This window comes from Leifsonia sp. Leaf336 (assembly GCF_001423695.1).
In the GTDB taxonomy this organism is placed as follows: Bacteria; Actinomycetota; Actinomycetes; order Actinomycetales; family Microbacteriaceae; genus Leifsonia.
Genome location: NZ_LMOZ01000002.1, coordinates 1,307,622 through 1,330,881, shown reverse-complemented (window position 1 = coordinate 1,330,881; position 23,260 = coordinate 1,307,622). Strand labels below are relative to the sequence as shown.

The following is a 23,260-nucleotide window of genomic DNA, read 5'->3' as shown; positions in this document are numbered from 1 at the left end:
GCCTAGACGCGCCCCGTCGCCTCACGGCCCGCCGCGAACCGGCTGAGCGCGCCGGTGCGCGCGAGCGCCTTCACCAGCAGCCAGGAGCCCAGTCCGGCGACGACGACTCCGGAGATCGTGGTCGTGACCGTGTAGACGATGGCGAACTCGGGCTTCGCGCCGGGGTACGAGTAGAGGAGGTCGAGGATCGACTCGGCGATGCCGGTGGCCGCGCCCGCGAGGAGGGCGGTGCCGAGCGTCCAGCGCGCGTAGAGGAACAGCGCGAACACGATCTCGGCTCCGAGACCCTGCACGACGCCCGACAGCAGGGTCGCGAAGCCCCACTGCGTGCCGATCAGCATCGAGACCACGGCGGCGACGACCTCCCCGTACAGCGCTGCGCCCGGCTTGCGGACGATCAGCGCGGTGAGCACGCCGGCGAACAGCCACGGGCCGTTCAGGATGCCCTGGAAGCCTGGGAGGACCGCGGTCACCGGCCCGGAGATCGGGTTGTAGGCCTGACCCCAGACCCAGAAGACGACGCCGGAGGCGACGGCCACGACGCTGGCGACGACGATGTCGACGACACGCCAGCGGAGAACGCGCTTGGACGGCGCGGAGACGGACGAAATGGTTGCGTGCACTGATCGTGCCCCTTCTCTTCAGAAATGAGGGCACGGGATGTGAGATGCCTCCCTGCGCTGGCATGACCCAGATCAGGTTCGACGGTCGAAACTTGGAGAAGCTTCCTCTCAGCCCGGCTCACCGGACTCCCGTGTTCAGGAGCCAGTGTATCCCTGCCGCGACCTGACGAGGCGACGCGCCGGGCTCGCCGGCGGGATCAGCGCTTGAGAGCTTTGATGACCCGCGCCCAGGCGTGGCCGGCGACCCACACGAACGGGATGGCGACCGCGAGGAGCGTGACGATGTTCGGGCGGAACCGCACGCCGGTCTCGTCGCTCACGTAGGCGCCGAACGGCACGGCAGCGCCGCCGCCGCCCGCCCCTCCCGGAGCGGAGTCGTCGCCGGGTCCCTCCCCGGCGCCGAAGCCGAACTGAACGGCGGCGACGGGGACGATGGTCGTTCCGTCCACGACGATCGGCTCGCCGTACACCGACTTGATTCCGGAAGTGCTCATGGTCTCCGCGAGCTTGAGCGAGATGTTCGTCATGGACTCACCGTACCCGCCGCCTCCCAGCCTGACCAGGCCGGTTCGCACCCCGCGCTCAGCGTTCACGGCGGGTTCTCCCCGGGGCGACCGGAATAATCGGGCGAGTGCCCCGCTCCCGTCCCCGCCGTCGACCCCGTGGGATCCTGACCGGTCTGGTGGCGCTGGCTGTCGGGGCGTTGCTGCTCTGCCACGGAATGATCCCGGATGTGGGAGGCGCGGCCTCGATGGTCGAGACCTTCCTCCCGTGGGTCGGGGTCGCCCTGATCGCGCTCGGGGTGGCGGCGCTCGTGCGGTTCTCGCTCTTCGCGGGCCTCGCCGTCGCGGCGGCCATGGCGGTCTGGTGGTCGGCGTTCGGAGTCGCCCTGCTCCCGTCGATGAGCGCGGGATCGCCGCGGTTCACCGCCGTGAGCGAGAACATCCGAGCGCAGAACGCCGCTGCGGCCGACATCGCCCGTTCGCTGGCCGCGCGCTCCCCCGACGTCGTCGCACTCCAGGAACTGGACGCGACGAACCTCCACGCGGTGGAGGGCGTGCTCGACGCGCCGTACCCGCACCACTACGTCGTCGGCACGGTCGGCGTGTGGAGCCGCTACCCGCTGACAGGCGGCTCGAAGCTCGACCTCGAGCTGGGCTGGAGCCGGGCGCTCAGCGTCGATGTGGACACTCCCGGCACACCGACGCGGATCTACGTCGTGCACCTCGCCTCCGTCCGGCCGCTGGAGTACACCGCGCGGGACCGCATGCTCGACCAGCTCACGCGTGCCGTCGCCGCGGACGACGCCGAGAGGCTGCTCGTGCTCGGCGATTTCAACACGGCGAGCACCGATCGCACCCTCGCTCCGCTCCAGGACGAACTGACGGAGGCGAGCAACAGCACGGTCGGTCTCGGCTTCACGTGGCCGGCCTCGTTCCCGGTCGCCCGCCTCGATCACGCGTTCGTCCGCGGGCTCACCACCGTCGGCAGCACTGTGCTGGACTCGAACGGCTCCGACCATCGCGGAATCGAGGTCGGGCTGCGCTGACGGCTCGAGCCGATGGTTGGCGGTGCGCCTCCGTCGCTCTCAGTCGCTCAGCCAGCGCGGATTGCGGCCGTCTCGCTCGGCCTGCTCTGCGTCGGGCGCGCGGCGCACCAGGGAGGCCGGACCGATCGCGCCGCGGCCGAACCGCGCGCTCACCGCGTCGAGCGTGCGCTCGGCCTCCCGCCACTCCTCGTCCGGATCCCAGAGCGTCGTCGCGTCGCCTCCTGCGTCGGCCAGCTGCTCCGCCCGCACGCCGATCAGGCGGATCGGTGTCGCGCGGAGGTCGATGCCGACGCTCTCGAAGACATCCCAGGCCTCCTCGAACAGCCGTCGGCCGACGTTCGTCGGCTCGGCGAGCGTGCGCGAGCGGGAGATCGTGCGGAAATCGGAGTACCGGATCTTCAGCGCGATGGTCCGCCCGACCAGGCCGTGCGTGCGCAGCCGCTCACCGACGCGCCCGGAGAGCCGCAGCAGTTCGCGGCGCAGCGTGTCGGCATCGTCCACGTCGACGGCGAACGTGTTCTCGTGCCCGATGCTCTTCTCGCGGGAAGTCGTGACGATCTGCCTCGGATCGTGACCGTGCGCCAGGTCGTGGAGGCGGTGCGCTGAAGCGTCGCCCACGGCGCGCTGCAGCACGGCGAACGGCGCATCCGCGAGATCGGCGACGGTGCGCATCCCCATGCGCTCGAGCGAAGCCTGAGTGCTCGCGCCGACGCCCCACAGCGCGCCGACCGGCAGCGGACGGAGGTACGCGACCGTCTCGGCCGGCGGGATGACGAGCATCCCGTCGGGCTTCGCGTGACCGGACGCCAGCTTGGCCATGAACTTGGTGCCGGCGACCCCGACCGAGCAGGTCAGGCCGGTCTCGTCGCGCACACGCGCCCGGATCAACTCGGCGATCCGGCGGGGCGAGCCGAGCAGGCGCCTGGCTCCGGCGACGTCGAGGAACGCCTCGTCGATGCTGAGCGGCTCCACCAGCGGGGTGACCTCGTGGAAGATCTCCATCACCTTGGCCGAGTACTCGGTGTACTTCTCGTAGTGCGGCGGCAGGATGATCGCCGTCGGGCACAGCCGCAGCGCCTGCGACACCGGCATCGCGCTGCGGACGCCGTACCGGCGCGCCTCGTAGGTCGCGCTCGTGACGACACCGCGGCCTCCGGCGTGCCCGACGATGGCGGGCTTGCCCCGCGCGTCCGGCCGGTCGAGCAGCTCGACCGACGCGAAGAAAGCGTCCATGTCGACGTGCAGGATGGTGGCCTCGGAGTCGTCGACGGCGGCGGTCGTCACCCGCCGGTCGCTGCCGTCCGTCTTGCCCACCTGTAGATTCTCCCACCCGGAGGCGGTGCGCGGCGCCGTCGGCGCGATCAGACCAGCGCGGCCACGAGCGGCCGGAACCAGGCGCGGAACGCCGTCGAGTCGTCGCGCAGCGACGTGCTGACCACCACGGTGTGCGGCCCGACGATCCAGGCGCCGCTCTCGGCGAGCGGCAGCACGTCGATGTCCAGCCGGAAGTAGCCGGCCTGGCGCCGGAGGTCGTGCTCGCGCTCGTGCACGACGTCGACGATGTCGGCCGCGCGGCGGGCGTGCTGTTCGATGCTCGCACGCGCGTACTCCGCGCGCCGATCGCGGGCCCAGCGCGCCGCGGCGTCGTGATTGGCCAGCACGAAGTCCTGCAGCTCCAGCGCACGGTCGAGGGCGGCGAAATGCGGAGGCTGCAGCAGCGCCGTCAGCGGACGGTGCTCGCGGTCGGCCGCCGCCTCGAACAGGGCGTCCCACTGCGTCGTGAGCGCGCCTCGCAGCGTCGGCGCGACGGCGGGACGGCCTCCCGCGCTGCCGCCCTGCAGCACGGGCACGACCGCCGGCGTCACCCGGGGCAGCGCGTGTGCACCGGTGCCCTCGATCCCCGCCAGATCACGGAGGGCGAGCGCGATCAGCAGATCCCACGGACAGTCCTCTGTGACCTGCCATCGAAGCGTGCCCTCGACGAACATGCCGACATTGTAGGAGCAGGTGGTGACACTCAGCAGGGAGATTTTCGCGGCGTCAGCCGCGGCGGTCGAGCTCGGCGATCAGCCGGAGCACGGTCCGCTGGTTGCGGGCGGTGGCGACCTGCCCGACGCGCCGCCAGAACGCCATCGGCACGGTCGACTTCGAGACGCCGAGGGGGCTCCACTGGTAGACCGCGCGCGCACCGAGCCGCACCTGTTCGGGGGCCAGTTCTTCATCGGACGGCGCCTCCAGGTCGGCCGCGAGGTCGTGGTCGAGAAAGGTGACGACGAGCCGCGAGTCGTCGTCCGAGGCGTCCAGCAGCGGATTCGCCGCGGCGAGTTCGCGGAAGACGCGCTCTTCGAGCAGGACGACCGCCGCCTCCACCCCCGACGACTCCTTCAGGGCGGCCGTGATGGCCGCGGCGTCCTTCGCCGTCGGCGCCGCCTTCGAACGGAACACGACGTTTCCGCTCTGCAGCAGCGTGACGACGTCGTCGAAGCCCGCGGCCACGAACGCCGCGGCGAGGTCGGCCTTGGCGACGCGCGCGTTGCCTCCCACGTTGATGCCGCGGATCAGCCCGACGCCCAGCATCCCTCAGCCCTCGGCGACGGGGTCGGCGGCGACGAGCAGCGCCGACGGGATGACAGCAGTCTCGAACGGCCCGCTCCCGTCGCGGCGCCACTGCGGCTCGCTGAAGGCGACCACCCACGTGGTGAAGCCGTCGGTGGGGAGCGAGACCTGGCGCAAGCCACGGTCGCCGGGGGCGATGATCACCCCGGTCGGCTCGTCCGGCCAGTCGGTGCCCACGGCGGGCTCGTGCTCGACGACGTGGACCTGCACCCCCACACCGAGGCCCGGGACGGTCGCCCGTGGGTCATGGGGAGTTCGGGGCCGGTCACGCTTCCACATGGCTCAAGCATCCCATCACGTTCGTCGAGAAGGCGTGGTCGAGCATGCCGTCGAAGGCTCGGGGCCCAGCGGCGTGGGGGTCAGGCGCTCGGTGGTCGGCGTCGGGACGGGTTTCAGTGCGATGGCGATGGCGCCGGCCTCCCTCGTTCCGGATCGAGCAGGCGGCGGAGCGTGGCGCGCTCGACGACGGTCCAAGCCGTCGAGGTCAGAATGTACACGGCCGCCGCGAGCGGCACGAACGCGGCGAACACCACCGTGACATACGGGAGGAACGAGAGTGCGCGCAGCGCACCGGTCGCGGCAGGCGTCCCGTCCGGCTGCGGGAGGGCGAGCACGCGCCGTGAGACTGTCGTCACCGCGGCGATGAGGACCAGAACGGCCGCGTACACCCAGAACCCCGGCCACACCGAGGCGGACCCCGTCAGGCCCACGAAGCTCGTGCCGAGCGGGGCGCCGAAGACGTGCTCACCCAGCAGCGCGTTGGAGTGACCGGCGATCGTCGCGTGCGTGAAGATCGCGTAGACGAGCGAGATCACCGGGAGCTGCGCCAGCAGAGGCAGCATCCCGGCGAACGGTGAAGTGCGCTCGGCCTGGTACAGCTCCATGGTCTTGCGGGCGAGCAGTTCCCGGTCGGAGCCGTGCCGGCGCTGGAGCTCGGCAAGGGCAGGTGCGAGGCGGCGCCTGGTGTATTCGGCGCGCACCTGGCTGACGCCGACCGGGATGAGGACGGCGCGCACGAGCACCGTCAGGACGACGATGGCGACGAGGGCCGATGCCGAGCCTGCGATGGGCGCGACGGAGGCGAAGAGGGCGGTGACGAAGCCGTAGGCGGCGTCGAGGACGGCCGCGATCGGCGGCCACGAGAAGAAGTCCATTGAAGTGATCCCTGCTGTCAGTGCGGACGAAGACGTCGTCTGGCCGCGCAGGAGCACAAGTGTGCCTCGGGGGCGAGTGACGCCCCGCTACGCGACCGGCAGGGAGAAGCCAGGGGCTCGCGGGCGCGGACGCCCGTCGGCGTCCGGATCGGCCTGGCTCTCGAGGAGCCAGCCGGCGGTCGGCTGCAACGGATTCGACCAGATCGCGCGCACGCGCAGGGAGGCCGCCAGCGCTGCGACGGAGCGGACGGCGGCAGCCGCGACGACGGCCACGATCCCGATCGCTCCGGCGAGACCGGCGAGGGCCATCAGCCCCGACACGCTCGAGTGGCCGAAGGCGCCGGAGGACGCGGACGCCACGAGGCGCGCGACGAACTCGAGCAGGCCGGTCATGGTGACGACGCTAGCGCATCGGCCGCCGCGCGCTGGGGAACGTTCGCCGTCAGCGGACCGGTCCGCAAGAGGGGCAAGATGGAGGCATGTCACGAGTCGCGATCGTCGGAGCCCACGGAAAAGTCGCCCAGCAGCTCATGCGGGTGCTCTACGACAGCGGGGACGACTTCGTCGGTCTCGTCCGCGCGGAGGAGCACGCCGAAGACGTCTACCGGCTCGGCGGCGAGGGCGTCGTGCTCGACATCGAGCACTCCGACCCCGACGCGATCGCCCAGGCGATCGCCGGCTGCGATGCGGTGGTGTTCACGGCGGGCGCCGGCGCGGGCTCCGGCGTCGAGCGCAAGCGCACGGTCGACTACGCCGGCTCGGTGAAGTCGGCGCAGGCCGCCGCGCGCGCCGGCATCCGGCGCTTCGTCCAGGTGAGCGCGTGGGGCGTCGACGCCCCGGTCGAACCCGACGCCGATCCGCAGTGGCGCGCATACGTGGAGGCCAAACGCGACGCGGACGCCGACCTGCGGTCCTCCGGCCTCGACTGGACCATCCTGCGTCCGGGGCGCCTCACCTTCGACGAGGGAACCGGCAACGTACTGCTCGGAGAGAGCGTCCCGCGCGGCGACATCCCGCGGGAAGACGTCGCCCGGCTCATCGCCGCCTGTCTCGCCGATCCCGGCACCATCGGGCGCACCTGGGAGGCCGTCTCCGGCGACACGCCGATCGTGGAGGCCGTGCGCAGACTGACGCAGGCCCCCTGACCCGGCTCGCCCCGTAGGATCTGACAACGTGAGCATCTACAGCGACCGTCCCTGGGTCGCCGGCTACGCGCCGGACGTGCCCGCCGACATCGACCTGCCGGACGGATCCCTCGCCCACCTCATCGACGCGTCCGTCGCGACGTACGGCAAGCACGTCGCCCTCGAGTTCTTCGGCGCGACGACGACCTATGCCGAGCTCGGCGACCAGATCGCTCGCGCCGCAGAGGGGCTGCGCAAGCGCGGAGTGCGCAAGGGCGACCGGGTGGCGCTGGTGCTGCCGAACTGCCCGCAGCACGTGGTGGCGTTCTACGCCGCGCTCCGGCTCGGCGCCGTCGTCGTCGAGCACAACCCGCTGTACACCCCGCGTGAGCTGCGGCACCAGTTCGAGGACCACGGTGCCACCGTGGCGATCGTGTGGGACAAAGTGGCCCGCACCGTGCAGGACCTCCCGGCCGACCTCGGGGTGACCACGATCATCTCCGTCGACATCACCCGCGGGATGCCCGCGAGCAAGCGATTGGCGCTGCGCCTGCCGGTTCCCGCCGCACGCAAGGCCCGCGAGCAGCTCACCGCCAAGGTCTCCGGCACCATCACCTGGGAGTCGCTGGTCTCGTCGCGGCGGCTGAAGGCCTCCGTGCCGCGCCCGGAACGCGACGACCTCGCGCTCATCCAGTACACGAGCGGCACCACGGGTCTGCCGAAGGGCGTCATGCTCTCCCACCTCAACCTCGCGGTGAACGCCGCGCAGGCCCGGGCCTGGGTCCCCACCATCGCGCGCGGCACATCCGTCGTGTACGCCGTGCTCCCGCTCTTCCACGCTTACGGGCTCACCCTCTGCCTGACCTTTGCGATGAGCATGGGGTCGCGGCTGGTCCTGTTCCCCAAGTTCGATCCGGAGCTGGTGCTCGACGTCGTGAAGAAGCACCCGGCGACATTCCTGCCCGCTGTACCGCCGATCTACGAACGGCTCGTGCAGGCCGCCGAGAAGCGCAAGATCTCGCTGTCGGGCATCGACATCGCGATCTCAGGCGCGATGAGCCTCCCGCAGTCGATCGTCGACCTCTGGGAGTCGAAGACCGGCGGCTATCTCGTCGAGGGCTACGGGCTCTCGGAGTGCTCACCGGTACTGATGGCGAACCCGGTCGGTGCGACCCGGAGGTCCGGGACCGTCGGCCTCCCGCTGCCCGGGACCGAGCTGCGCGTCGTCGACCCGGACGACCCCGACACCGACCGCGCGTTCGGTGAGGAGGGCGAGCTGCTCGCCCGGGGACCTCAGGTGTTCTCGGGCTACTGGCGCAAGACGGACGAGACCGCCAAGGTCTTCACGAAGGACGGCTGGTTCCGCACCGGCGACATCGTCACGATGGACTCCGACGGCTTCGTGCGCATCGTCGACCGCATCAAGGAGCTGATCGTCACCGGCGGCTTCAACGTCTCCCCGACCGAGGTGGAGGACGCGCTGCGCGGCTTCGAGGGCGTCGCCGACGTCGCCGTGGTCGGCCTCCCGCACCGACGCGGCGGGGAGGACGTGGTCGCTGCCGTCGTCATGGAACCGGGGGCCTCGTTCGACGAGGAGGCCATCCGCGCCTTCGCCCGCGACTGCCTGACCGCCTACAAGGTGCCGAAACACGTCGTCCAGGTCGAGGAGCTGCCGCGCAGCATCGTCGGCAAGGTCATCCGCCGCAAGGTGCGCGACCAGCTGCTCGCGGCGAAGCAGGAGCGGGCCTGACGCAGCGTCGGGCGTACCCTGGCGACCGTGGGTGACGAACTGTCGAGCCATGAAGAGAACGCTGTCGCGCTGCGAGCGGCTGTCATCGCATCCGGCGACAGCGCGGCAGCCCTCCGCGCGGCAGCGCTCGAACGCGACGCGGGCGGCCCCGGCCTTCCCGAGCCGTACGACGCTCTCGTCCGGCAGGTGAGCGCCGACTCGGTTCGCGTGACCGACGAGCAGGTTGCCGCAGTCCGAGCAGCTCTCGGCTCAGACCGGGCGGTGTTCGAGCTGATCCTCGCCTCCGCCGTCGGCGCGGGTCTGAGACGCTGGGACGCTGCCGTTCGCGTGATCCGAGGCCAGGACGATGCGCCTGCCTGAAGTCGAGCGCGGCGACAGCCTCAGGCACCGCACTCTGATCGCGATGATCTCCCGGTTGTCGGGAATGCGGCTCCCCGACGCCGCGCGCGTGGCGTTCTACCATCGCGAGTTCGCGGGTCCGACGCTCGGGGCATGGACCCAGCACGTCATGCGGGGGCCGAGCCCCTGGACGGTTTCCGAGCGGGAGCTGATGGCCGCGTCGGTCGCATCGTGGAATGCGTGTCCGTTCTGTGTCGGGGCGCACGGGGCGGTCGCCGTTCTCGGCCTGGGCCGCGACACCGTCGACGCCGCCCTCCGCGACCCCGCGACCGCGCCGATCCCGGACCGGCTGAAGGCGGCGCTCGTGTTCCTGCGGACCGCGACCGTCGACCCCGACGGCCTCTCGACCGCTGACGCGGACATCGCGCGGAGTGCAGGTCTGGGCGACGGGGAGCTGTGCGACGCGGCGGCCGTCGCCGCCGTCTTCAACGTGATCACGCGCTACGCGAACGCACTCGCATTCACGATCCCGTCGGACGAGGAGTTCGACAAGGCCGCCGGAATGCTTCTTCGCAGGGGCTATTCGTAGCCGTTCACCCGATGGGCCCTCCTCACCCGATGGGAAACACCAGAAGCGACCCGGTCGCCGTCGCGACGGTCTTCCCCGATCCGTCGGTGACGATGCCGTCGGCGAATGCGACGCGGTTGCCCGGCTTGGTCACCGTCGCGCTGCACGTCAGCGGACCGCTGCTCGCGAAGACCGGCCGCAGGTAGTTGACCTTGATCTCGATCGACGTGTAGCCCTGGCCGGCCGCGAGCGTCGTCTGCACGGCGCAGCCGAGAGCGGAGTCGAGCAGAGTGCACACCAGCCCGCCGTGCACCGTGCCGATCGGGTTGTAGTGCGACTCGTCGGGCTCGCAGACGAAGACGGCGCGGCCGGGTTCCGCCTCCGTCAGCGTCATGCGCATCAGGTTGGTGATCGGGGGCGGTGGCAACTCGCCGGCGATCATCTTGTGCAGGTAGTCCAGGCCGCTCACCGTCGGCATGACGGCGACGCCCGGCGCCGGATCCTCCCACTGGACCGTTCGGCTGCGTTCGCTCACTCGCTCTCCTTCCGCGGAAGGTCGGGATCGGCCGGCGGGAGGTCCGCGGGCTCGTCGACGACCTCGAGCGTATCCGCATTGACGGGCGTCTGTCCTTCGGGGAGGTTGGAGAAGTCGGGCGCGATCACCGTCGCCGGGAGCCGCGCAGCGGCTGTGCCGAACGGACGCTCGGCACCGACGGGCTCGGGCTCCAGGATGATGTCGTCGCTCTGCCGCGGCAGCGTGAGCCCTTTGAAGTAGTCGGGCCTGATCAGCCGCCAGATGATCATCAGGACAACGCCGATCAGGATGCCGCCGATCCCGACGACGGCTTCGGCGCCGATCCCGAAGATGGTGACGTTCTTGCCCTGGTCGTCCGTGAGCCAGTCCGGCTGAGCGAAGTTGTACGTGCCGTAGATGAACACGCCCAGCAGCATGAGTCCGCCGACCAGCGGGAAGAGCCCGCGCATGATCGCGTGCCGGAAGCTCGTGAAGAGCGTGCGGCGGTAGTACCAGACGCAGGCGAAGCCGGTGAGCCCGTAGTAGAACGCGATCATCAGGCCGATGGAGCCGATCAGCGCGTTGAGCAGCGACACGCTGATCGCCGTGAACACCAGGTAGAAGGCCGCGGAGACGATGCCCATGCCGATCGTCGACCACGTGGGCGTGAGGAATTTCGGGTGGATGCGGGCGAACTTCTCCGGGATCGCCTTGTACACCGCCATCGACAGGGTCGTGCGCGCCGTCGGCAGAATGGTGGTCTGCGTCGACGCCGACGCGCTCGTCAGGATCGAGAAGCCCAGCAGCGTCATCAGGATCGCCCCGACCGGTCCGCTCCCGAAGAGGGTCGGACCGATCGCCGAGAAGACGTCGCTCGAGTTCGCCGGGTTGGCGAGCCCGATGCCCTTCTCGCCGACCCCGGCGAAGGCCACGGTGGCGACGGTGACGAGCGCATAGGTGGCCAGCAGCAGCAGCGTGCTGATGATGGCGGCGCGCCCCGGGGTCTTCTCGGGGTTCTTGGTCTCCTCGTTGATGGACACCGCGGTGTCCCAACCCCAGTAGATGAAGATCGCGGTCAAGAGTGCGGGGGCGATCGTCTGGCCGAAGTCGAGCGTGAACGGGTTGAACCACGACCACTGCGGGATCAGCGAGTACGGCTCGGCGTTGCCGGTGTAGACCTTCACCAGGGCGAACGCCGCGAAGAAGATCAGGATGACGACCTCGAAGGCGAGCAGGACGTACTGGACCCGCGCCGAAACCTCGATGCCGCGATAGCAGATCCAGGTCATCAGCGCGATCCAGATCAGGCCGGCGATCGTCACCGCGACGTTGTTCGTCGCCAGCGCCGCCACGCCCGGCAGCCCGAAGCCGCCGATGAACGTGTACGAGTAGCTGCCGGCGATCTGGGCCAGGTTCGACATCACGATCACGTCGGCGATGACGATCCCCCAGCCTCCGAGCCAGCCCGTGATCGGGCCGAACGCCCGCGCCGCCCAGGTGAAGGTCGTGCCGCAGTCCGGCTCCGCCTTGTTGAGCTCCTGGTACGCGACCGCTATGAGATACATCGGGATGAACGCCAGCAACACGATGCCGGGAGCCTTGACCCCCGCCGCGAGCGTCCCGCCCACGACGATGAAACCGAGGCTCGCCGCCAGACTGTAGGCGGGCGCTGTGGAGGCCACCCCGACGACGACGCTCGACACCAGGCCGAGCGCACCGCCTTTCAGGCCCTTGTTCCCTGCTTCGTCCGTGGCGGACGGGCTGGTGGATGTCATGACAACCTCCGGTGACTCGGGTCCGCTCACCAGTGAACGGGCCACCGGAGCACAGCGTAGCTCCGCGGCGGGGTTTACGGGCTGCACCGATCCTGCGAGAGGATTCAGGCCGCCGGGCCGCTCGCGCCGTCATCCAGCCGGGCCAGCCGTCGCCGGGCCGCCAGCTCCGCCTGGATTTGCGGCCCGAGCAGCACCTGCGCTCCCCCGAGCACGAGAGCCGTCGCGGCGTGGACCGGGAGCCGGTCGACCGTGGGCAGGCCGAGCAGGGCACGGTGCCGCGGTTCGAGCGTGGAGACCGCGGCACGGAACAGCACCCGGTACGACGGCCGCAGCGTGCGCCGCAGCGGCGCCCGCCGGATGAAGCGCACGATCTCCTCGACCTCCGGCCCTCCGCGGAGGTCGCCGGCGTCCGTCACCGCGTCGATGCGCGCGCGGAGGTCGGCCGCCGTGCGCGGCGGGTCGTCGACGCCCATGAGCTCGGCGGCGGTCGCCCACTCGGCCACGTATCCGTCCGCGCCGCCCGGGATGGGCGCACCCCAGCGCTCGTGGGCCGAGAGGAAGGCATCGGTGAACGCCAGATGCACCCAGTAGGCGAGTTCGGGATCGTTCGCGCTGTAGGCGCGGGTGACGCCGTGGCCGTCCACATAGCGGCCGCGGACCCGCTCGTGCAGGGACCGGACCAGCTCCGACCCCGCGATCGCCTGGGCACGGCTGCCGAACGTGACGGTGTGGATCCACTGGATCGTGCCGGCCAGGCGCCCGAGCGGATCCTCCTGGTACCGGGAGTGCTCGCGCACACCGGCCAGCGCGCCCGGATGCAGTGCTTGCAGCAGCAGAGCGCGCACGCCCGCGACGAGGGTCGGCATGCCGCCGTGCACCGTCCACGCGGCGCCTCCCGCCGGGAAGAACCCCCCGTCCTCGCCCTCCTCGAGCCGCAGAATCCAGGCAGGGATCCGATCGGAGCGCCCCGACAGCGTCTCGATCAGGTGCGACCGCACCGGACCGAGGATGCGGTCGACGGCTGCGCCGGTCATCTCGGCGGCAGCTCCTGCCCGAGTCCGTCGATCACCTGCGCCGACGGGAGGTCGGCGAGCAGCCTCCCGGGAAGCAGGATCTTCGACCGTCGGACTCCCGAGCCGATGATCACCACGACACCGTCGGCGACCACGCGGGAGTCGACCAGCAGCGGCCACTCCGCCGGGAGGCCGATGGGAGTGATCCCGCCGTACTCCATCCCGGTCAGCTCCACTGCGCGCTCCATCGGCAGGAAGGACGCCTTGCGGACGTCGAGCAGGCGCTTGACCGTGTTGTTCACGTCGGCGCGCGAGGTCGCGAGCACGACGCACGCGGCGATCCGCTCGACGCCCTCGCGCTTGCCGCCGACGACGACGCAGTTGGCGAGCGTGTCGGCCGTCAGGCCGAACTGCTCCTGCGTCGCTGCCGTGTCGGAGACGTCGGGGTCGATCTCGACGACGCCCACGTCGTCCAGCCAGCCGAGGGCCGTCAACGTCGCGAGCGTGGCCGGTGCGAGCAGGTCGGTGCGGGAGGAGGCGGGGGCCGTGGTCAGCCCGCCGAGTGTGAAGACGCCCATGCGCCTACGCTAGCGCGCGTTCTCCGCTCGGTTCGAGCGGACGGCCACTCGACAGCCGCTTGTACATGATCGTCGTGCCGCCCAGCGAGCCCGACGGGCTGACCGCGTAGTCCGGGATGGCACCGACCGTCTGCCAGCCCCAGCGCGTGTAGAGCGACTCGGCGAGGCTTCCGGTCTCGGTGTCGAGGACCAGAAGCGTGAGTCCGTTCGCCGCAGCGAAGTCCTCCAGCGCGGTCATCAGCGCGGGGGCGATGCCCCGGCCGCGCGCGTCGCGATGGATCATGAGCTTGATCACCTCGGCGCGATGCGGGCCGTTGCGCTTGGCCGCCCGCACGAGGGTGATCGTTCCGAGCGCCCGCTCGCCGTCACGGGCGATCCAGCTGTCGGCGTCGGGATCGGCGAAGAGCGCCGACCACCAGAGCGTGGCCTCGTCCGGCGTCGGCGGTTCGATCCAGCCGACGCTCGCTCCCGACTCGACCGTGTCGATCAGGACGGGCGCGAGCGCCGCCGCCGCAGCGGCAGCGCTCGCGCGCGTGACCCGTTCGATCGAGATCGTCACTGCGCGGCGCGCTCCAGCACCAGCTCACGAACGCGAGCGGCGTCGGCCTGGCCCTTCATGGCCTTCATCACCGCGCCGATCACCGCTCCGGCGGCCTGGACCTTGCCGTCGCGGATCTTCTCCAGCACGTCGGGCTGGGCGGCCAGCGCCTCGTCGATGGCCGCGATCAGCGCGCCGTCGTCGGAGACGACCGCGAGCCCGCGGGCGTCGACGACCTCCTGCGGAGCGCCTTCGCCGGCGACCACGCCCTCCAGCACCTGGCGGGCGAGGCGGTCGGTGAGCGTGCCCGCATCGACCAGGCCGGCGAGCTCGGCGACGTGCTGCGGGCTCACGAGTGTGCCCGCCGGCACTCCCTGCGCGTTGGCGAGGCGGGCGATCTCGCCCGTCCACCACTTGCGCGCGGCCGCCGGGGTCGCGCCGGCGGCGATCGTCGCCTCCAGCTCGTCGAGCAGCTCGGCGTTGTCGACATCCTGGAATTCGAGCGCGGTGAAGCCCCACTCGGCGGTGAGACGCTTGCGGCGCGCGGCCGGGGCCTCCGGAAGCGTGCCGCGCAGCTCCTCCACCCACTCGCGACTCGGAGCGACCGGCACGAGGTCGGGCTCCGGGAAGTAGCGGTAGTCGTCGGCGTCGGACTTCGGGCGACCCGCGGAGGTCGTGCCGGTGTCCTCATGCCAGTGCCGCGTCTCCTGCACGATCGTGCCGCCCGCGTCGAGGATGGCGGCCTGCCGCTGGATCTCGTAGCGCACGGCGCGCTCGATCGAGCGCAGCGAGTTGACGTTCTTCGTCTCGGTGCGCGTGCCCAGCTCGGACGAGCCGCGGCGGCGGAGCGAGACGTTCGCGTCGCAGCGGACGTTGCCCTCCTCCATGCGCGCGTTCGAGACGCCGAGCGCTTTCACCAGGTCGCGGATGGCCCGCACGTAGGTGCGGCCGACCTCAGGAGCGTCGCCCTCCGCACCCTCGATCATCTTGGTGACGATCTCGACGAGCGGCACACCGCCGCGGTTGAAGTCGACCAGCGAGTAGTCCGCGCCCTGGATGCGGCCGGTGGCGCCGCCGACGTGCGTGAGCTTGCCGGCGTCCTCCTCCATGTGCGCACGCTCGATCTCGATGCGCAGCTCGCGCCCGTTCTCGAGCTCGATGGTGACGGCGCCGTCGTGGGCGATCGGCTCGTCGTACTGCGAGGTCTGGAAGTCCTTCGCCAGGTCGGGGTAGAAGTAGTTCTTGCGCGCGAAGCGGCTCGACTCCGCGATGTCGCAGCCGAGCGCGAGCCCGAGCCGGATGCTCGACTCGATCGCCTTCTCGTTGACCTGAGGGAGGCCGCCGGGCAGACCCAGGCAGGTCGGGCAGGTGTTCGTGTTGGCGCCGGAGCCGAACTCGTTGGCGCAGCCGCAGAACATCTTGGTCGCGGTGTTCAGCTCGACGTGCACCTCGAACCCGAGCACCGGCTCGAACAGCTCGAGCGCCTTCTCGTAGTCCATCAACTCGGCCGTGGCCATCAGACCGCTCCCTCTTCGCTCGCGAACATCTCGGTGGCGCTCAAGTCGGGCGCCTGGCTCAGCAGCGGGCCGCCCCACTGCTGCTCCAGCAGGCGCTCCAGCGCGGCGCCGATCGTGTAGAGCCGCGCGTCCGCGCGGGCAGGCGCCATCAGCTGCATGCCGACGGGGAGGCCGTCCTCCGGAGCCAGGCCGATCGGCAGGCCCATGCCGGGCACGCCGGCGAGGTTCGCCGGGATCGTCGTGATGTCGTTGAGGTACATCGCCATCGGGTCGGCCAGCTTCTCGCCGAACTTGAATGCGGTGGTCGGCGCGCTCGGGCTGACCAGCACGTCCACCTTCTCGAACGCGGCCGAGAAGTCGCGCTGGATGAGCGTGCGGACCTTCTGCGCCGAGCCGTAGTAGGCGTCGTAGTATCCCGCGCTCAGCGCGTAGGTGCCGAGGATGATGCGCCGCTTGACCTCGGGGCCGAAGCCGGCGTCGCGGGTCGCGGCCATCACGCGCTCGACCGTGACCGGGCCCTCCGCCGGGTCCACCCGCAGACCGAAGCGCACCGAATCGAAGCGCGCCAGGTTGCTGGAGGCCTCGGCCGGCAGGATCAGGTAGTAGGCCGCGACGGCGTACTCGAAGCTCGGGGCCTCGACCTCGACGACCTCCGCGCCCGCCACCTGAAGCACCGCGAGCGCCTCGTCGAAGCGCTGCTTGACTCCGGCCTGGAAGCCGGCGCCGTTCAGCTCGCGCACGACGCCGATGCGGACGCCGCGCAGCGCGTCGTCGCGGAGCCCGGCACGGGCGGCGTCGGCCATCGACGGCCAGGAGTCGGTCAGCGACGTCGAGTCGAACGGGTCATGGCCCGCGATGACGTCGTGCAGCAGCCCCGCGTCGAGCACGGAGCGGGAGACCGGGCCGACCTGGTCGAGCGAACTCGCCAGGGCGATCGCGCCGTAGCGGCTCACGCCGCCGTACGTCGGCTTGACGCCGACCGAGCCGGTGACGGCGGCCGGCTGACGGATCGAGCCTCCGGTGTCGGAGCCGAGCGCGAAGGGCGCCTCGAACGCGGACACCGCCGCGGCAGAGCCGCCGCCGGAGCCGCCGGGGATGCGCTCGAGATCCCACGGGTTGCGCGTCGGCCCGTAGGCCGAGTGCTCGGTGGAGGAGCCCATGGCGAACTCGTCCATGTTGGTCTTGCCCAGCGGAACGAGGTCGGCCTCGCGGAGCTTGCGCACCACGGTGGCGTCGTAAGGCGGGATCCAGCCCTCGAGGATGCGCGACCCGGAGGTCGACGGCATGTCGTGGGTGGCGAGCACGTCTTTGATGGCGACGGGAACGCCCGCGAGCGCGCCGAGCGGGTCGCCCGCGGCGCGGCGTCCGTCGATCTCGGCGGCGGTGCGGATCGCGTTGTCGCCGGCGACGTGGAGGAACGCATGCACGTCTGCGTCGACGGACTCGATGCGGTCGAGGTGGGCGCGGGTGGCCTCCACCGAGGAGACCTCGCCGGCGGTGAGGAGGTCGGCGAGAGCGGAGGCGGAGAGCCGGGTCAGGTCGGTCATATCGGTCACTCCTCGGCTCAGTCTTCGTCCAGGATGGTGGCGACCTTGAAGCGGTCGCCCTCGCGCGCCGGAGCGCCGGAGAGCGCCTGCTCGACCGTCAGCGACGGCCGCACCTCGTCGGCGCGGAACACGTTGGTGAGCGGAAGCGGGTGGCTCGTGGCGGGGACGTCGGGACCGGCGACCTCCTGCACCTTGGCGACCGCCTCGACGATCTGGCCGAGCTCGCTGGTGAGGCTCTCGATCTCTTCCGGGCTGAGGTCGATCCTGGCGAGGTTCGCCAGGTGCGCGACCTGTTCTGCGCTGATTTCGGACATGCGTCTCCGTGCTGGTTTCTGGATGGACGGAACCAATTCTATGGTCAGCCGAACAGACCGCGCCCCAGGCGGTCCACGGCGTCGTACGCCTCCTTGTAGGTGCGCGGCACCGGGTCGCCGGGAGCGCCGTAGCGCGCGGTCAGCAGGCCGACCAGCCCGACTCCGGGCGGGCTCAGCGGGCGGTCGGCGTCACCGGCCGCCGGCGCGCCCGCCTCGGGGTTCGGCGGCAGGTACTGCGGGTGCGTGTCCGGCCACGTTCCGGGCTGGCGGGGAGTCCTCCGGTTCACCGCGTTGTGGATCGTGCGGGCGCCGCGATCGCGCGCGGTGAGGTGCGGCATCCCGTGGTCGCGGCACAGCGTGGCGATGACCGCGGCGTGGCTCATCTCGTCGTGGATGATCGTGCCGCGGGCGGTGTAGGCGGAGATCGCGATCGCGGGCACCCGGAGACCGAGCCGGTCGAACCTGAAGCCGTTCTCCCCCGGTCCGCTGTCGTCGGGCGGCGTCGCGGGGCCGGGCGCGACGTGGTCGTAGGTGCCGCCGTGCTCGTCGAAGGTCACCAGGAGCATCGTGTTGAGCGCGTTCGAGCCCTGCGCGCTGCGGGCCCCGCGGATCGCCGAGTACACCTGGTGCAGCAGAAGCTCGCCCGCACGCACGTCCGAGATGCCGCCTCCGGCTATGAGTGTCCCGTCGACGTCCTCCTCGGTCATCGGGCCGCCCGGCGGGTGCATGTCGTTGTGGTCGTAGAGCAGGCGCGGCTCGATGAACGCGTAGTCCGGGAGGGTGCCCTCCGCGACGTCGGCGTAGAAGTCCGTCATCGTCCGGAAGTGCGTCTTCCAGTACGCCTCCAGCACCGGCGCGTGGATGAACCCGGTCAGCGAGATGAGCTGCCGGTCGTCGAAGTACACGCGCCAGCTGTGGCCGGCCTCCTGCAGCCGGTTGAAGATCGTCGGCGCATGGTTGGCGGGATCGAACCACTTGCCCAGGCCGCCGGCTCCCGCGTTGTCCACATAACCGTGCGACGTCGAGGCGTGGAAGAACGAACGGTTGCAGAAGGTCTGGCTCGGCACGGCGCAGTGCCAGTCGTCGTAGACCGCGAACTGCCGCGCCAGCGTCGAGAACACCGGCAGCATCTCCGGGGTGAAGGATCCCATGATGCGCCGGTAGTCGTCCGGCGCCGGCTCGGCGCCGGTGTCCTTGCGGAGCACGCCGATGTAGTCGCGCACGAAGCCCTTCATGGTCGGCTTCATCCCGGCTGGCGGCGCGTTGTAGGGCGGTCGCATCTCACGCACGCGGGCATCCTCGTTGGAGGGCGGGTCGACGATGCCGAACAGCTGCGTGTTGACGTGCGGGTAGACCTCCCCGGGGTCGGGAGACGGCTGACGCATGATGAAGTCGGTGGAGCCGTCGTAGGGGTGCACCGGGATGTCGCCGCCTGCGGGATCGGGATTGCTGTAGTCGCCGAACGCCAGCCCGTCGAAGCGTGCGCCCTCCGGGAGCGTCTTCTCGTCGTACAGGTAGCCGAACAGGTTGTCGAAGGAGCGGTTCTCGTACATCAGCACGACCAGATGGTCGAACCCCGGCTTCGACGGCGGCGGCAGCGTCGGATACTCCTCTCCCTCCTCGTCGTGCGCCCCAGGGGCTCCGGACTGCTGGGAGGCCGTCGCCGCACCGATCGCGCCTCCGGCCGCTCCCCCGGCGACAGCGCCGGCGGCCACCAGCCCTGCGCCCTTCAGGAACGCGCGGCGGGAGGACGCGGGAGGACGACGGCTTGCTTCGGGGTCGCGCTGCTCGTTCTCGTCCGGATCCATCGGTCCCATTATGCGCGCGGGCGCCCTCGCGGCTCAGCGGCTCAGCGGCTCGGCGGCTCAGCGGCTCGACGCCGTCTTCGTCGTCCCCGCTCCGCGTCCGCTGAGCACCAGGTCTCCACGGTCGATGCCGATCAGCGCGAGATTGCGCATGCACTCCGTGCCCGCGGAGAAGTACTCGTTGTGGCCGCTCGACCCGCTGAGCGTGCGGTGCGTGATCGGGTCGGCGGCGCCGCCGACCCCCATCGGCCTGGCCCCGTAGGAGGGCGATCCCGGGTCGCTGCCGAAGAACGCACTGTTCACGATCGGATCCATGGCCGCCTCGCCGACGAACACGTTGCCGCCGCGCACGCCCAACTGCTTCACCGACTGGGCGTCCGATCCCGGCGACCCCATCAGCGCGAGCGCGTCCACGCTCACGGTGCCGCGCTCCAGCGCGAGCAGCGCCGCCGTCGACCCGTACGAGTGCGCGAGGACGCTCAGGTACGGCGGGTCGGACACGCGCAGCGACTGGATGCCCATCAGCGTCCGCTCCAGGCTGTCCGCTCCCTGCCGGGCCAGGTCGAGGCCTCCGATGTTGGTCAGCACGGGGGTCTGGTAGCCGATCCAGGCGACGACGGCCACGCCCGGCGTCCGCTTCGTCGTGCCCGTACCGCCGAGCCGCTTGAGGAAGCCGGTCTGCTGCTCGTACAGGTTCTGCGCGACCTCCGACCAGGCTTCGATCTGCTCGCCGACCGCCATGTACATGCCGGGCACCAGCACGCTCACATAGCGTGCCGTGCGCAGGTCGCCGACGACGATCGAGGCCCTGGCGTCGTCCGACGGATCGAGCGAGACCAGGGTGCGGGTGACTCCGTCCTTCTTCGCCAGCGCCTCCTTCACGTTTGCGAGCGTCGTGAGCTGGCGCTTGAGCGCGACGCGCGCGGCCTTGCCGCGTTCGGTGCCCAGCTTCGTCTGCGCGGCGCTGATCGTCCGCTCCAGGTCGAGACGGTTGGCCTTGCCGCGCACGTCGTAGGGCACGCCCTCCAGGTTGCCGACCACGTGCGGGGCGACCTTCACGAGCTCCGCCTGACGGGACGGGTCGAGCAGCTTCCACAGCTGGCTGACGTCGGAGGCCGCGGGCGGGTCGACGAGGAGCCGGTCGAGGTCGGACGCGTGGGCGTTGAGGAACCCGGGCAGCGCAGCCGGGTCGACGGCCTGGATCGAGCTGAAGACGGCTGACGCGCTCTGGCCCGGGGCTCCGGCCCCGGCCGCGCCCGAGCTCGTGGGCGCGTCACCGATCGACGCCGGTTCGATGGCGGAGGCGCCTGCGGCGGGCGTGACCTCCGCGTGAGCGCTCTCAGCGGGCATGACGAAGGCCCCGGTCAGTCCTGTGACGACCGAGGTGACGATGGAAGCTGCTGCAAAGCCGACCAGCACTCCGTCCGGGTCCCTCCGAGAGCGAGCGAGCTAAGCCCTTGCGTGTGCACGGGGCGAGCGCACACCTCGACTCTAGCGGCACCAGAGTAGTGGACGGATGGTCGTTCTACCCCCGATTCAGGGGGATAACTTGTAGTCTGTCCACAAACCGGACGACTACTGGTCCAGCGCAGCTGGTCCCTTCTCGACAAGGATGGCGAACTGCGCCGCGTCGAGGATCCGCACGCCCAGCTCCTCGGCCTTCGCCAGCTTCGATCCGGCGCCGGGACCGGCGGCCACGAAGTCGGTCTTCTTGGACACGCTCGACGCGGCCTTGCCTCCGGCGGCGATGATCGCCTCCTGCGCCCCCTCGCGGGTGAACCCGTCCAGAGAGCCGGTGGCCACGACGGTGAGCCCGGAGAGGACGCCGCCCGCTTCGGCCTGTGCGCCCGGACCGGCGTGGCCGGGGGTGGCGAACTGCACGCCGTCGGCGGCCCAGCGCTCGACGATCTCGCGGTGCCAGTCGGTCTCGAACCACGCGAGAAGGGCATCCGCGATGATCCCTCCGACGCCGTCGACCGCGGCGAGCTCCTCGCGGGTCGCGGACCGGATCGCGTCGAGGGAGCCGAAGTGGTCGGCCAGCGCCCGCGCCGCGACCGGGCCGACGTGGCGGATGTTCAGCGACACCAGGATGCGCCAGAGCGGCTTGGTGCGACTGGCGGCGAGGTTCGCGACCAGGTCGAGGGCGTTCTTGGACGGCACGAAGAGCTCGTCGCCGCCGAACTCGGCCGCGTCGGCATCGTAGGCTCCATCCGCCTTCTGCCGGCGGCGGCGGAACGGTGCGACCACCTTCTCGGCGCCCGATTCCGTGAGCTTGGGCAGGCCGGTTTCGGAGTCGCGGACGACGACCTCGATCGGGAAGAGATCGCGCAGGGTGAGGCCGAAGAGGCCGGCCTCGGTGGGCAACGGAGCGGTCGACGGGAAGCGCGGCTGCGTGAGCGCCGCTGCGGCCACCTCGCCCAGGGCCTCCACATCGAGGGCGCCGCGGGAGCCGATGTGCTCGACCCGCCCGCGCACCTGCGCCGGGCAGAACTCGGAGTTGGGGCAGCGGAGGTCGATGTCGCCCTCCTTGGCCGGGGCCAGCCGGGTACCGCACTCCGGGCAGTTCTCGGGCATGTGCCACTCGATCTGCGTGCCGTCGCGCTCCTGCTCGAGCGCGCCGAGGATCTCGGGGATGACGTCGCCGGCCTTGCGGAGGACGACCCGGTCGCCGATCATCACGCCCTTCGCGCGGACGACCTCCTGATTGTGCAGCGTCGCCTGCCGGACGGTCGAACCGGCCACGGTGACCGGCTCCATCACGGCGAACGGCGTCGCCCGCCCGGTGCGGCCCACGCTGACGACGATGTCGAGCAGGGTGGTGTACACCTCCTCGGGCGGGTACTTGTAGGCGATGGCCCAGCGCGGAGCCCTGCTCGTGGCACCGAGTTCGTCGTGCAGCGCGAGCTCGTCGACCTTGACGACGATGCCGTCGATCTCGTGCTCGACCTCGTGCCGGTGCTCACCCCGATCGGCGATGTACGCGGCGACTTCGTCGGCCGAGCCGAACACGCGCGAGTGCGGGGAGACCGGGAGTCCCCAGCCGGCGAGCAGATCGTAGATCTCGGACTGGGCGGCAACCTCGGGGTTCTGCCAGGCGCCGATGCCGTGGAGGTACAGCGACAGGCGGCCGAGACGATCGCGCATGAGCTCCAGCTCGGTCGCGCTCTTCTTCTCGCGGCGCTGACGGAGGCTGCCCGCGGCCGTGTTGCGTGCGTTCGCGAACTCGGGATACCGGGTCTTGATCGCGTCCTCCGGCTTGCCCTTCGCCCGCTCCTGCTCGGCGAAAGCCGCCTGGAGGGCGTGCTGCCGCTCGTTCAGGGCCTCGAAATCGGCCGAGCGGAGGAAGACCTCGCCGCGCACCTCGAAGAACCCCGGATAGCCGGATCCGGTCAGCCGTTGCGGGATGGCCGGCACCCAGTCGACGTTCTCGGTGATGTCCTCCCCCACCCGGCCGTCGCCACGGGTGGTCGCGGTCTCCAGCACGCCGTTCCGATAGGCCAGGCTGATCGCCAGGCCGTCGATCTTCAGCTCGGTGAGCCAGCGGACCGGCCTCCCCGCGGCCGCCGCCGTCTTTGCGGCCCAGTCGCGGAACTCGTCGATCGAGAACACATTGTCGAGGCTCAGCATCCGCTCGGCGTGCTCGTGCTCGGGGAACCCGGCGGAGACGACGGCAGCGCCGACCTGCTGGGTCGGGCTGTCCTGCCCGGCGAGCTCGGGGAAGACGCGCTCGAGGTCCTCCAGCCGGTGGAAGTCGGCGTCGTACTCGGCGTCGGAGAGCGACGAGTCGCCGTCGCCGTAGTAGGCCATCCGGGCGGCGTCGATCCGATCGGCGAGGCGCCGCGCTTCTGCCCGCGCCCCGTCGAAGTCGAGACCGTCGAACTCGATCGGTCGGCCGTCCGTCTCAGAGATGTCGCTCACAGAGCAATTCTAGGGACG

At 71.0% G+C, this 23,260-nt stretch carries 24 protein-coding genes; 5 read left to right on the top strand and 19 right to left on the bottom strand.

Features of this window, described 5'->3' with window-relative positions:
- Positions 1 to 2: 2 nt before the first annotated feature.
- Both ASF88_RS15220 and ASF88_RS15215 read right to left on the bottom strand, forming a co-directional pair.
- Complete coding sequence (locus tag ASF88_RS15220) at positions 3 to 623, bottom strand: ECF transporter S component (RefSeq protein WP_055920155.1); 621 nt, start codon at positions 621 to 623, stop codon at positions 3 to 5.
- Positions 624 to 820: 197 nt separating this feature from the next.
- Positions 821 to 1,150 (bottom strand): GerW family sporulation protein, encoded by a 330-nt coding sequence (locus ASF88_RS15215; protein WP_055920593.1) that lies wholly within the window; start codon positions 1,148 to 1,150, stop codon positions 821 to 823.
- A 104-nt stretch (positions 1,151 to 1,254) separates the two neighbouring features.
- Between ASF88_RS15215 and ASF88_RS15210 the strand changes: the two genes are divergently transcribed.
- The gene (locus ASF88_RS15210; RefSeq protein WP_157498366.1) at positions 1,255 to 2,172 is read left to right on the top strand and encodes an endonuclease/exonuclease/phosphatase family protein; all 918 of its coding nucleotides are present in this window, start codon (positions 1,255 to 1,257) and stop codon (positions 2,170 to 2,172) included.
- Between the two features lie 39 nt (positions 2,173 to 2,211).
- Here the strand turns inward: ASF88_RS15210 and ASF88_RS15205 are convergent, their stop codons facing one another.
- The 6 genes from ASF88_RS15205 to ASF88_RS15180 all read right to left on the bottom strand — a co-directional run bounded on the left by ASF88_RS15205 (position 2,212) and on the right by ASF88_RS15180 (position 6,335).
- The gene (locus tag ASF88_RS15205) at positions 2,212 to 3,486 is read right to left on the bottom strand and encodes a DNA polymerase IV (RefSeq protein WP_055920150.1); all 1,275 of its coding nucleotides are present in this window, start codon (positions 3,484 to 3,486) and stop codon (positions 2,212 to 2,214) included.
- 47 nt (positions 3,487 to 3,533) lie between these two features.
- Positions 3,534 to 4,160 carry a hypothetical protein gene (locus ASF88_RS15200; RefSeq protein WP_055920147.1) on the bottom strand — a complete coding sequence of 209 codons (627 nt, stop codon included), beginning with the start codon at positions 4,158 to 4,160 and terminating at the stop codon, positions 3,534 to 3,536.
- A gap of 52 nt (positions 4,161 to 4,212) precedes the next feature.
- A complete protein-coding gene (locus ASF88_RS15195) occupies positions 4,213 to 4,749 on the bottom strand; it encodes a DUF1697 domain-containing protein (RefSeq protein WP_055920144.1) in 537 nt (178 codons plus the stop codon).
- A gap of 3 nt (positions 4,750 to 4,752) precedes the next feature.
- Complete coding sequence (locus ASF88_RS15190) at positions 4,753 to 4,998, bottom strand: hypothetical protein (RefSeq protein ID WP_055920141.1); 246 nt, start codon at positions 4,996 to 4,998, stop codon at positions 4,753 to 4,755.
- 182 nt (positions 4,999 to 5,180) lie between these two features.
- On the bottom strand, positions 5,181 to 5,942 hold the full coding sequence (locus ASF88_RS15185; RefSeq protein ID WP_055920138.1) for a YidC/Oxa1 family membrane protein insertase: 762 nt from the start codon (positions 5,940 to 5,942) through the stop codon (positions 5,181 to 5,183).
- Positions 5,943 to 6,029: 87 nt separating this feature from the next.
- Complete coding sequence (locus tag ASF88_RS15180) at positions 6,030 to 6,335, bottom strand: DUF6412 domain-containing protein (protein ID WP_055920136.1); 306 nt, start codon at positions 6,333 to 6,335, stop codon at positions 6,030 to 6,032.
- Positions 6,336 to 6,421: 86 nt separating this feature from the next.
- Here ASF88_RS15180 and ASF88_RS15175 point away from each other — a divergent pair, with 86 nt between their 5' ends.
- From ASF88_RS15175 to ASF88_RS15160, 4 genes are read left to right on the top strand one after another with little or no spacing between them, the layout of a single operon-like run.
- Positions 6,422 to 7,087, top strand: coding sequence for an SDR family oxidoreductase (locus ASF88_RS15175; protein ID WP_055920132.1), 666 nt, complete (start codon positions 6,422 to 6,424; stop codon positions 7,085 to 7,087).
- Between the two features lie 28 nt (positions 7,088 to 7,115).
- Positions 7,116 to 8,816, top strand: coding sequence for a long-chain-fatty-acid--CoA ligase (locus tag ASF88_RS15170; RefSeq protein ID WP_055920130.1), 1,701 nt, complete (start codon positions 7,116 to 7,118; stop codon positions 8,814 to 8,816).
- A 27-nt stretch (positions 8,817 to 8,843) separates the two neighbouring features.
- Positions 8,844 to 9,176: a hypothetical protein gene (locus ASF88_RS15165; protein WP_157498365.1), complete on the top strand. Its 333-nt coding sequence runs from the start codon at positions 8,844 to 8,846 to the stop codon at positions 9,174 to 9,176.
- Positions 9,163 to 9,744: a carboxymuconolactone decarboxylase family protein gene (locus tag ASF88_RS15160; RefSeq protein WP_055920124.1), complete on the top strand. Its 582-nt coding sequence runs from the start codon at positions 9,163 to 9,165 to the stop codon at positions 9,742 to 9,744. Before ASF88_RS15165 ends, ASF88_RS15160 begins: the two co-directional genes overlap by 14 nt.
- 22 nt (positions 9,745 to 9,766) lie before the next feature.
- On the opposite strand, the gene ASF88_RS15155 is transcribed toward ASF88_RS15160, so the two are convergent.
- The 11 genes from ASF88_RS15155 to ligA all read right to left on the bottom strand — a co-directional run bounded on the left by ASF88_RS15155 (position 9,767) and on the right by ligA (position 23,233).
- Positions 9,767 to 10,258 (bottom strand): PaaI family thioesterase, encoded by a 492-nt coding sequence (locus ASF88_RS15155; protein ID WP_055920121.1) that lies wholly within the window; start codon positions 10,256 to 10,258, stop codon positions 9,767 to 9,769.
- A complete protein-coding gene (locus ASF88_RS15150) occupies positions 10,255 to 12,012 on the bottom strand; it encodes an APC family permease (protein ID WP_055920119.1) in 1,758 nt (585 codons plus the stop codon). Before ASF88_RS15150 ends, ASF88_RS15155 begins: the two co-directional genes overlap by 4 nt.
- Positions 12,013 to 12,116: 104 nt before the next feature.
- The gene (locus ASF88_RS15145) at positions 12,117 to 13,046 is read right to left on the bottom strand and encodes an oxygenase MpaB family protein (protein WP_055920116.1); all 930 of its coding nucleotides are present in this window, start codon (positions 13,044 to 13,046) and stop codon (positions 12,117 to 12,119) included.
- On the bottom strand, positions 13,043 to 13,603 hold the full coding sequence (locus tag ASF88_RS15140) for a YbaK/EbsC family protein (protein WP_055920112.1): 561 nt from the start codon (positions 13,601 to 13,603) through the stop codon (positions 13,043 to 13,045). The genes ASF88_RS15145 and ASF88_RS15140 overlap by 4 nt, the downstream gene beginning before the upstream one ends.
- Positions 13,604 to 13,607: 4 nt before the next feature.
- A complete protein-coding gene (locus ASF88_RS15135; protein WP_200935287.1) occupies positions 13,608 to 14,162 on the bottom strand; it encodes a GNAT family N-acetyltransferase in 555 nt (184 codons plus the stop codon).
- Positions 14,159 to 15,658, bottom strand: coding sequence for an Asp-tRNA(Asn)/Glu-tRNA(Gln) amidotransferase subunit GatB (gatB, locus tag ASF88_RS15130; RefSeq protein WP_055920109.1), 1,500 nt, complete (start codon positions 15,656 to 15,658; stop codon positions 14,159 to 14,161). Before gatB ends, ASF88_RS15135 begins: the two co-directional genes overlap by 4 nt.
- Complete coding sequence (gatA, locus tag ASF88_RS15125; protein ID WP_055920106.1) at positions 15,658 to 17,205, bottom strand: Asp-tRNA(Asn)/Glu-tRNA(Gln) amidotransferase subunit GatA; 1,548 nt, start codon at positions 17,203 to 17,205, stop codon at positions 15,658 to 15,660. Before gatA ends, gatB begins: the two co-directional genes overlap by 1 nt.
- Positions 17,206 to 17,222: 17 nt before the next feature.
- Positions 17,223 to 17,519, bottom strand: coding sequence for an Asp-tRNA(Asn)/Glu-tRNA(Gln) amidotransferase subunit GatC (gene gatC, locus ASF88_RS15120; protein ID WP_055920103.1), 297 nt, complete (start codon positions 17,517 to 17,519; stop codon positions 17,223 to 17,225).
- Positions 17,520 to 17,563: 44 nt separating this feature from the next.
- Positions 17,564 to 19,327 carry an alkaline phosphatase family protein gene (locus ASF88_RS15115; RefSeq protein ID WP_055920100.1) on the bottom strand — a complete coding sequence of 588 codons (1,764 nt, stop codon included), beginning with the start codon at positions 19,325 to 19,327 and terminating at the stop codon, positions 17,564 to 17,566.
- Positions 19,328 to 19,384: 57 nt separating this feature from the next.
- Positions 19,385 to 20,674 (bottom strand): alpha/beta hydrolase, encoded by a 1,290-nt coding sequence (locus ASF88_RS15110; protein ID WP_055920586.1) that lies wholly within the window; start codon positions 20,672 to 20,674, stop codon positions 19,385 to 19,387.
- A 225-nt stretch (positions 20,675 to 20,899) separates the two neighbouring features.
- Positions 20,900 to 23,233, bottom strand: a complete 2,334-nt coding sequence (gene ligA, locus ASF88_RS15105) for an NAD-dependent DNA ligase LigA (protein WP_235493496.1) — start codon at positions 23,231 to 23,233, stop codon at positions 20,900 to 20,902.
- Positions 23,234 to 23,260: the final 27 nt, after the last annotated feature.

What these genes read in the sequence shown, in the direction of transcription:
- ASF88_RS15215 (WP_055920593.1), bottom strand. Translation starts at nt 1,150, where the DNA reads ATGACGAACATCTCGCTCAAGCTCGCGGAGACCATGAGCACTTCCGGA.
- ASF88_RS15200 (WP_055920147.1), bottom strand. Translation starts at nt 4,160, where the DNA reads ATGTTCGTCGAGGGCACGCTTCGATGGCAGGTCACAGAGGACTGTCCG.
- ASF88_RS15195 (WP_055920144.1), bottom strand. Translation starts at nt 4,749, where the DNA reads ATGCTGGGCGTCGGGCTGATCCGCGGCATCAACGTGGGAGGCAACGCG.
- ASF88_RS15185 (WP_055920138.1), bottom strand. Translation starts at nt 5,942, where the DNA reads ATGGACTTCTTCTCGTGGCCGCCGATCGCGGCCGTCCTCGACGCCGCC.
- ASF88_RS15180 (WP_055920136.1), bottom strand. Translation starts at nt 6,335, where the DNA reads ATGACCGGCCTGCTCGAGTTCGTCGCGCGCCTCGTGGCGTCCGCGTCC.
- ASF88_RS15175 (WP_055920132.1), top strand. Translation starts at nt 6,422, where the DNA reads ATGTCACGAGTCGCGATCGTCGGAGCCCACGGAAAAGTCGCCCAGCAG.
- ASF88_RS15160 (WP_055920124.1), top strand. Translation starts at nt 9,163, where the DNA reads ATGCGCCTGCCTGAAGTCGAGCGCGGCGACAGCCTCAGGCACCGCACT.
- ASF88_RS15150 (WP_055920119.1), bottom strand. Translation starts at nt 12,012, where the DNA reads ATGACATCCACCAGCCCGTCCGCCACGGACGAAGCAGGGAACAAGGGC.
- ASF88_RS15145 (WP_055920116.1), bottom strand. Translation starts at nt 13,046, where the DNA reads ATGACCGGCGCAGCCGTCGACCGCATCCTCGGTCCGGTGCGGTCGCAC.
- ASF88_RS15140 (WP_055920112.1), bottom strand. Translation starts at nt 13,603, where the DNA reads ATGGGCGTCTTCACACTCGGCGGGCTGACCACGGCCCCCGCCTCCTCC.
- gatB (WP_055920109.1), bottom strand. Translation starts at nt 15,658, where the DNA reads ATGGCCACGGCCGAGTTGATGGACTACGAGAAGGCGCTCGAGCTGTTC.
- gatA (WP_055920106.1), bottom strand. Translation starts at nt 17,205, where the DNA reads ATGACCGACCTGACCCGGCTCTCCGCCTCCGCTCTCGCCGACCTCCTC.
- gatC (WP_055920103.1), bottom strand. Translation starts at nt 17,519, where the DNA reads ATGTCCGAAATCAGCGCAGAACAGGTCGCGCACCTGGCGAACCTCGCC.
- ASF88_RS15115 (WP_055920100.1), bottom strand. Translation starts at nt 19,327, where the DNA reads ATGGATCCGGACGAGAACGAGCAGCGCGACCCCGAAGCAAGCCGTCGT.
- ASF88_RS15110 (WP_055920586.1), bottom strand. Translation starts at nt 20,674, where the DNA reads ATGCCCGCTGAGAGCGCTCACGCGGAGGTCACGCCCGCCGCAGGCGCC.